We start from the raw sequence: 7,941 nt of genomic DNA, 5'->3' as shown, positions 1-7,941 counted from the left end.
CATCAGGAATCAGATCTCCGCAGAACTTGCAGGAATGGAAAAAAAAATCTGGGTCGGTTCGTCAAGAAAATCAAGAAGCAGAACCCAGAAAGCGACGTAGAAGTGTGGTCAATGGACGAACATCGGCTCGGATTGAAACCTGTGTTGAGGCGAGAATGGGTGGATGAGTTTAGTAATGCTACGGCTGTGGTTAACTGACGGTTTCAATGGTTATGGTTATATGGTTCCGTACATCCGAGTAGCGGAGAAACCTATTGGTGGATACTACCGTTTGTCAATAGCCAGCTTTTAGAGCGAGTTTTAGCAGATTTTGCCCGACATTGGAAAGTAGGCTCGAAAAAAAGAATGGTTTTAGTAGTGGATGGAGCCGGATGGCATTTTAGTGAAAGCGTGAAAATCCCCGACGGCATACATTTATATTGTCTGCCTTCCCACTCACCCGAACTGCAACCTGCTGAAAGACTGTGGCCTGCAGACAAATGAACCGATAGCCAACCGCTGTTTTAAAAGCTTAGATGAATTAGAAGCTGTTTTATTTGAACGATGTCGAAAACTGTTAAATCTCAAACAGCTAATTAGTGGTTTGACTCATTTCTATTGGTGGCCGGAGGAAAAATGTTAATACTGGTCAATCGACCGGACATGATATAACGAGGGTTGCATCAACTAAGTTGTTAATTTTTTGAAAAAAATTGTATCCGACCAAAGGTACAGATGCCCAGCCAGGATTGCACTGCTCTACAATTAGTAAAACTTTTAATTTTTTATTACTCATTTGTTGGCTACTCAGGGGTGGACTTTCTGGGACGTTAGCTGTAATTCTAGCTGGCTGAATTAATAGAGTTGGTTGTTTTGTATTCGATTAGCTTGCTCTGCTGCCCCAGCAATCGGCGCTGGTGAAACTGGATTTGACCTTGTACCTGGGGAAATTTGGCTAATACACATGAAAAAGCGTAGATGGCTGCGTCTTTAGTTGTGAGATCCCGATGCTTTATATAATAGTTATAGGTGCGATAGGTTGCTAAGGGGTAACCACTCAATAGTAAAAAGCTCCAGCCTTTTGTCGGCCATGTCATTGCCAAGGCTAGGGCTGGCAAGACTAAGCCCCAAAACCAGGTGCTGCGGGTTTCTTTGACCCAATGGCGCTCCGGTTCGCTTCCGTGCATCCAGGAACCCTCGGCGTAGGCGTGACCCGCTCTTTGAGCGCGTTTCCACCACTGAGCGAAACAGGTCATTTGCGCGTCGTGCAGGGTCATTTCTGCATCTAAGCGGAGGATTTTCCAACCTTTTTGGCGCAACCGCACGCACAGTTCTGGTTCTTCGCCGGCTATTAGTGCAGGATTGAAACCCTCGACTTGTTGAAATGCTGAGGCGCGCATCATGGAATCGCCACCGCAGGCTTTGGTTTCGCCGACGGGGGTATCCCACTCGATGTCGCACAATTGGTTGTAGATGCTGGCTTGGGGGTATCGTTCGCGCCTCCGCCCGCATACTGCTGCTACCTCAGATTTGGCGGCGAGTTCGTTGTAGGCCCGATCGAGCCATCCATCAACTACTTCGCAGTCACCGTCCACAAATTGGACAAATTCGATGTCTGGCGCTAGTTCCAGCAAGCGGGCAAAGCCTTCGTTTCTGGCGCGTGCTGCGGTAAACGGTATAGATAAGTCTAGTTCTACTGTATCGGCTCCGATCGATCGGGCTAACTCTAGGCTACCGTCTGTTGAGCCGGAATCGACATAGACGACGCGGGCAACTTTATTGGTGGCCGAGACTAGGCATTGGCGGAGGCGCTGCCCTTCATTTCGTCCGATCGCTACTAATCCAATTTGTTTCAAGTTTTACCTCTTGAATTCGACTACTGAGTAGTTCGTTTTATATTTTAATAAAAGTCCAGCTAATTTCCTAATTTTTCTGCGACTTCTAGAAATTATTTTTCAGACTTCCTGGGTTTTTTTTTCGATAATTTTTGCGGGAATTCCCACTGCGGTTGCACCTGGTGGCACGTCACAAATCACCACAGCATTAGCACCAATCAAAGCATGATCGCCGATCGTTACGGAGCGAATAATTTTCGCTCCTGCACCGATATCGACGTGACCGCCGATTTTCACATCAGCAACAATTGTCACCTGTTGAAGAATCAGACAGTTAGGGCCAATGGAAGCACTGGGATGAATGACAATGCCATTAGGATGAGGCAGCAGTAGTCCTCCTTGTAGTTGGCAGTTTAAAGGGATGTCTGTTGCCGTTACAACGCTCCAAAATCGATGCTGGATAACGTTCCAACGGCATAAAATATATCCTGCAATTCCACCCTGCTTCTGCCACTTTTGATAGTGGCGGATAGATTTGAGCAGTTGGTGACTGGGTTCCCACCACTTGCTAGATTTTTCGCGGATCCAGTCTGCTTCTGTAGCAGAAATGATTGACTCAACCATTGTTTGTGCAGTGTTTTAATGATGTAGACTATTGTGCTTATTTGTGAAGTTTACCTTGAGAGGAATCTCTAACTTGAGTAGGGAGAGTGCTTGAATCTCCGCAGAGTTAGGTTGACTTTTTAATCAATCTACCTAGGCTTATTTGTTAAAATTTGGTTGTGCCAAAGCCATCGATCGCGCCTCCATTGAAGCTGATGTATCACTGTATAGTGTGACACCCGCAACTGTACGAGCTGTGGTTCGATTTTGAGGCACTGTAAGTTGCTTTTATGCCGATCTAGAGTTGTAGAGTCCTGACGAAAGAGTGTGTTCTAACAACCACTGCCGATTTTCTTCGCTACCGTCGATCCAACGTTCAATCATCAATGCCCATTTCACCGGAATTTGTAACCTTTTCCAGGCATCAGCTGCCACCAATGAGATACTTTCATAAAGAGCCGAGTCTGACAGCAATTTTTCAATCTGTGCCGCTAAATCTCTAGAGTCGCTAGCCGAAAATATCATCGCATTCTCTTGATGTTTTAAGTTGTTCTGAAACATTGGGTGATCTGAGGCAATAATAGGAGTTCGAGAACACAGAGCTTCATAAATTGTCATTGGGACTCCTTCTGCATATGCATGGCGACTGGGAATGACAACTAGGTCAGCTTCTCTCATCAGATGTACTACACGATTGTTTTCCAACAGTCCCAGGAACTGTACCCGGTCTTCTACTTGCAATTGTTTGGCTTGTTTGGTAAACTTTTCGATTTCGCCTCCACCTGCTATCTTTAAATTCATTGATAAATTCTTGGCTTTTAACTTGGCTACGGCTTCTATAACATCGCCAACGCCTTTAGATTCTGTAATGCTGCCGATGTAAACTAGATCCCAAGTGCTTTTACCAACTGGCAGTGTTTTCTGTGTGAACAAATCTGGGGTAACAGTAGAAGGCCAATCCCAAGGAATTATTTTACTCGATTTTACACCTATTTTTTTAATAGATAGGCATGAATTAATACCGTGATTTCCTATCCATTCTATTTGATTGTTATTTAATAGGCTAGCTAGCCAATAATTTTTAATTTTCTTGCGCAAACCTTCGGTTGAAAAAGAGTCTGCTAACGTTGCTATTGTTTTAACTTTGTGTCGGATTGCCCATTGAAAAATTTCTCCTATCGGGGTTCGCAAAACTAAATGAGTAGGCTTTTGTTCTGCTATCAAGCGAAGTAAGTTTTTCATCGGAATTTTACCTTGAAATCCGGTACCGATTGCTCGTACTCCATTTGCTAAAACTCGATTGTAAGGTTCGGCTGTTAAGCAACAAATAACTGTAACTTCCTCCATCAGCTTGCCAATTTCAGCAACTGCGTCAACCGAATATTTTTGAGCAGAGTATGTTTCTCCTTTACCTTCAGCAAAGCGTTCAAATGATTCGCGGTAATCGCCGGCATACTGGACTATTAATAAACGCATTTTACTAGCCTTCCGTTGTCAACTGACTTGATTGATTTTAGCATTAACTGTCGGAATTTTTAGTAGATTGAAGAATCTTGGCTGGGATGCCCACTGCTGTTTTGCCTGCGGGAACATCTGACAAGACGACTGCATTGGCACCGATATTTACATCGTCACCCAGGTTTACCTTGCCGAGGATTTTCGCGCCGGCACCGACGTTAACCCGATCGCCCAATTGAGGGGATTCTAGCGGTTTGTCCAAATAGCGGTTTCCCAACGTTACACCTTGGCGGATAATGCAGTCGTCCCCGATCGTACAATATCCGTGAATAATAATAGCGTTTTGATGTTCAATCACCACCCGCCGCCCGAGCTTCACAGTGTAAGGCAAGTCTATCCCGTAACTATTGCGGACTTTTCGGTAGAGTGAGCGATAAATAATGCTCAAAGGCGCTCGAAGTAATTTCGGTTCTATTTGCATTCTCCAGACCCCAAAACGCTGCACTGCTACAGCGCGAAATCCCGGTTTTGTCCAATCTCGACCATGAGCAATCCAGTCTTCTTTAATTTGCTGCCACAGTCCCAGGCCGGGGCCTTCTACTTGATTTTCACTCGTGATTAAGTTTTGCTCAGTTACCATAAGCTCTAATTCACACTATTTCTTGTTTACTCTATTGCTAGATGCCGACGATATTAATTGGTTTCTCAGGTTTTTGAGGAAGGAGCAATCTGCTTTTATCGATCGAGAATACTAATTTCTCGGCTGCATCATAAAATATTTTGCTTGCCTAGGTTAACCTGGTTTAGTTGGCTTTGACCGATTTACCAACTTTCTTTAAAAGTTTTTGGATTTTTCAATCTTACCCCCCTTAAAAAATACACTATTTAATACAAAATCCCTCAGCAATTGTGGTGGATCGCTATCTGGTTTGCCTTGAAGTACGCGGCGCACCCTCCAGGCTGCAAAACCCGAAGCCCAGGATACATCAGTTAATGCTGTGTAAACCAAGCCGTAATTTTTGATAAAGTACCTACGCCGGGAATCAAACCAATAGGTGGGTCGCCTCTTGGCGGGCTTTTTGGTGTCAGTGACGCCTGAGCTTTGGCCGACTAAGTGGACAACGCGACTTTCGGGTACGTACCAGCAACTCCAGCCAGCTTTGTTCGCTTGCAGGCAAAAGTCCATTTCTTCGCAGTACATGAAATAAGCTTCATCCATCAAGCCAATCTTTTCAAATACTTCGCGACGGACGATCATGCTGGCTCCAGCTACCCAATCAGTTTGACAGGTTTCTTGGGAAATGGGAGGCGCTGCGGCCCAGTTGGCTAATAACTTGGATATAAAGCCTGTGCGCCAACCAAAATCGAGTTCGGTCAAGAGGTTGTGAAACCGAAAAGCTGACTCCTGGGGAGTGCCGTCGGGGTCTTCCAAGCGGCTGCCGGCGATGCCGGCTTCGGGGTGGGAGTCCATGAAATCGACGAGGGCTTTTAAGGCACCGGGGCGAACAATGGTGTCTGGGTTGAGCAGCAGGAAGTAAGGGGGGGGATTGGTGGATTGGAGGGCGGGACGGATCAGGGCGTTGTTGCCGAAGGCAAATCCGCCGTTGCGGTCTAGGGGAACGAAGGATGCCCATTCGCTCCAGCCTTCTGAGGCGATCGCGCTGGCAATTTCTTCGACTGATCGATCGCCTGAAGCATTGTCGGCAACTGCCACCCGCATACCGGGCAGCGATTGCACTTCGCTAACTAGAGAGCGCAAGCAGTCAATTGTCAAACTAGAGGTTCGGTAGTTAACAATGACAACCAGCAGTGGATACGGGTGATTGGACTCGCGGGCATTGGACATAGGTGCGGTTGTTTGTTTAACCACTTTTTAGCTCAAGTTGTACCCATCTGGCAAGCAGGAGCGCTCGCTAATAGTATTTTTAGTTGTTTGGGTGAGGGAGACAGTTTTTTCGGCCATATTTCGGAAGTATCGCCGATCTGGATCAAAGTCGATACTGCCTGTAGGCTTGACTGGCGGCTCGGTGCAGCAGCGAATGCCGGTAAACTAACCCCTTAGCGTCATCGGAATAGCCCCCGCCAATCACGCAGGCAACGGGATAGCCGCCAGCCAAACAGGCCATCAAAACTTGCATTTCCCGGCGAAATAAGCCCGTATCAGTTAAAGCTAATTTTCCCAGTTTGTCACCGTGATGAGGGTCTACTCCAGCATCGTACAGAACTAAATCTGGCTTGACATTTGAAAGCACATCAGGTAAGAATTTATCCAAGGTTTGTAAATATTCGTCGTCCTCCATACCCACAGGCAAAGATACATCTAAATCGCCCTTTTGTTTAGTGCCGGGAAAATTTACTTCGCAGTGCATTGAGAAAGTAAAAACGCTGCTGTCATCTTGGAATATTACGGCGGTTCCGTCTCCTTGGTGGACATCTAAATCGACAATTAAAACTTTGCGAACTAAACCATTTTTTTGTAAGACGCGAGAGGCGATCGCCAAATCATTAAAAATACAAAAACCAGACCCAAAAGCAGGGAAGGCGTGATGAGTTCCGCCCGCAGTATTGCAAGCCAAACCGTAGTCTAAAGCGAGCTTGGCAGTTAGTACAGTTCCTGCAACCGCAGTGCAAGTGCGATTAACAAGGGCGCGACTCCAAGGCAGACCAATTCGCCGAGTCGCTTTGTTATCGAGCGTCCCGTTGCAGTAAGCTTGAACATAGGAGTGGTCGTGGACTAATTCAATCCATTCTTGAGGGGGAAGTTCGGGAGCGTGAAATTGCGATTTATCTGCTACCCCCTCCGCGAGCAGCATCTGGTAAAGCATCCGAAACTTTGCCATCGGGAAGCGGTGATCCGGTGGCAGAGGTGCAACGTAATCTTCGTGGTAAATAATTGGTAAGTCCATTAAAATTATTGTATAACGAATGAATCTCCAATTGAAAGCCTGCAATCTCAAATTTAAATTCGCTGGAGAACCTCTATATGCAACAACTAAAAACAGTCTGGCAGTCCGGCAGCAGCCACCCCGAAAATGGTGACAACCTCCATAATATCAGTGAGTGGTGGGGCAACCTCAACGGCAAAGAAATTAGCTGGGTAGAGCGACTAATTCCGCAAATCGGCGGTCTGAGCGAAATTCACTGGCACCCCCAGCGTTTTGACGAAACATTTGTGATAGTCAATCCCGAAATTCGGGAGCAAACTCTCTATTGGTCCACACCCGATTCTGCCGTCCAACGTAACAACACTGTTGACAAATTAGAACTTGACAACTTGCAACAGCAATTGTACATCTATCCTCAGTTGGAATCGGAACTGGTAATTCGCGTAGGCATTCCCGAAGTTAAATATCAAACACTTGAATTAAACAATCCCGAAATCGCCTTGGGCGAAGATAATATGCTGCTGCTGTGGGAATCTGACCAAGAACTAGAAATTAAAATTTACTTCAGCCATGAAAATTTTGCTAAACTTAAGGAATTGCTGGCATAGAAAAGACGGAGAAAATAGTTGATATGGTAGGCTTGGGGTGCGGGATGAGCGATGTATACTCTTAGTCACCTATAAATATCTTAAGACTTGTGGACGGGTGCGTCGAAACCGAGTTTTTTCACAGCCATACTTCGTTGCAGCCTGGGGCAAGGGAGCATCTCATATTTGTAAAAACACTTCTTCTGGCTCCTTCCTTCTTCCTCTTTCCTCCTGCCTCCTGTCTCCTGGCTCAAAACTCCAATTTCTAGCTTGGTTGCTTTCGTTGAGATGCTCCCTGGGGCAAGAGTAAAAACCCGGTTTATTCGCCTCGCACTGCGTCCAGGTATGTATATGTGCTAAAACTTTTTGAAGATGGCAGCAAAATGTCAAGAAACTTGCGTTACCCTCCTGGGATCTTTAATGCTAAAGTCAAGTAAAAAAAACTGTCCCAGGCGGCTCAACCTGGTTGTACAAAAATACGTTGTCGCAGCCCTTGAACAAAGTTAAAAAACCCGGTTGCTTTGGTGTGGAGTGCCTAAGCGATGATTGTTTTTCGGCAAACTTAATTTGGACAGCAAATAAGGGGATTTTTGT

General features: G+C 45.8%; 7 protein-coding genes and 2 pseudogenes. 3 read left to right on the top strand and 6 right to left on the bottom strand.

What is annotated here, in order from left to right:
* Window positions 1-198: pseudogene (locus QUA47_RS07220) on the top strand (IS630 family transposase); the annotation flags it as partial.
* An 18-nt stretch (window positions 199-216) separates the two neighbouring features.
* Window positions 217-483, top strand: a pseudogene (locus tag QUA47_RS07215) (transposase); the annotation flags it as partial.
* Between the two features lie 338 nt (window positions 484-821).
* Here QUA47_RS07215 and QUA47_RS07210 read toward each other — a convergent pair.
* From QUA47_RS07210 to QUA47_RS07185, 6 genes are all read right to left on the bottom strand, one after another.
* The gene (locus QUA47_RS07210) at window positions 822-1,835 is read right to left on the bottom strand and encodes a glycosyltransferase (protein ID WP_333430229.1); all 1,014 of its coding nucleotides are present in this window, start codon (window positions 1,833-1,835) and stop codon (window positions 822-824) included.
* Window positions 1,836-1,934: 99 nt separating this feature from the next.
* Window positions 1,935-2,438, bottom strand: a complete 504-nt coding sequence (locus QUA47_RS07205; RefSeq protein WP_333430228.1) for a serine acetyltransferase — start codon at window positions 2,436-2,438, stop codon at window positions 1,935-1,937.
* 267 nt (window positions 2,439-2,705) lie between these two features.
* Window positions 2,706-3,893, bottom strand: coding sequence for a glycosyltransferase (locus QUA47_RS07200; protein ID WP_333430227.1), 1,188 nt, complete (start codon window positions 3,891-3,893; stop codon window positions 2,706-2,708).
* Between the two features lie 43 nt (window positions 3,894-3,936).
* Window positions 3,937-4,515, bottom strand: a complete 579-nt coding sequence (locus QUA47_RS07195; RefSeq protein ID WP_333430226.1) for a serine acetyltransferase — start codon at window positions 4,513-4,515, stop codon at window positions 3,937-3,939.
* A 195-nt stretch (window positions 4,516-4,710) separates the two neighbouring features.
* Window positions 4,711-5,721 carry a glycosyltransferase family 2 protein gene (locus QUA47_RS07190; RefSeq protein ID WP_333430230.1) on the bottom strand — a complete coding sequence of 337 codons (1,011 nt, stop codon included), beginning with the start codon at window positions 5,719-5,721 and terminating at the stop codon, window positions 4,711-4,713.
* A 142-nt stretch (window positions 5,722-5,863) separates the two neighbouring features.
* Window positions 5,864-6,781 (bottom strand): histone deacetylase, encoded by a 918-nt coding sequence (locus QUA47_RS07185; RefSeq protein ID WP_333430225.1) that lies wholly within the window; start codon window positions 6,779-6,781, stop codon window positions 5,864-5,866.
* A 77-nt stretch (window positions 6,782-6,858) separates the two neighbouring features.
* Between QUA47_RS07185 and QUA47_RS07180 the strand changes: the two genes are divergently transcribed.
* The gene (locus tag QUA47_RS07180) at window positions 6,859-7,368 is read left to right on the top strand and encodes a hypothetical protein (protein ID WP_333430224.1); all 510 of its coding nucleotides are present in this window, start codon (window positions 6,859-6,861) and stop codon (window positions 7,366-7,368) included.
* Window positions 7,369-7,941: the final 573 nt, after the last annotated feature.

Origin of the sequence: Microcoleus sp. MON2_D5, from assembly GCF_036701905.1 — a bacterium.
In the GTDB taxonomy this organism is placed as follows: Bacteria; Cyanobacteriota; Cyanobacteriia; order Cyanobacteriales; family Microcoleaceae; genus Microcoleus.
The sequence above is the reverse complement of the archived record's forward strand: the minus strand, read 5'-3'. Positions and strand labels throughout refer to the sequence as shown.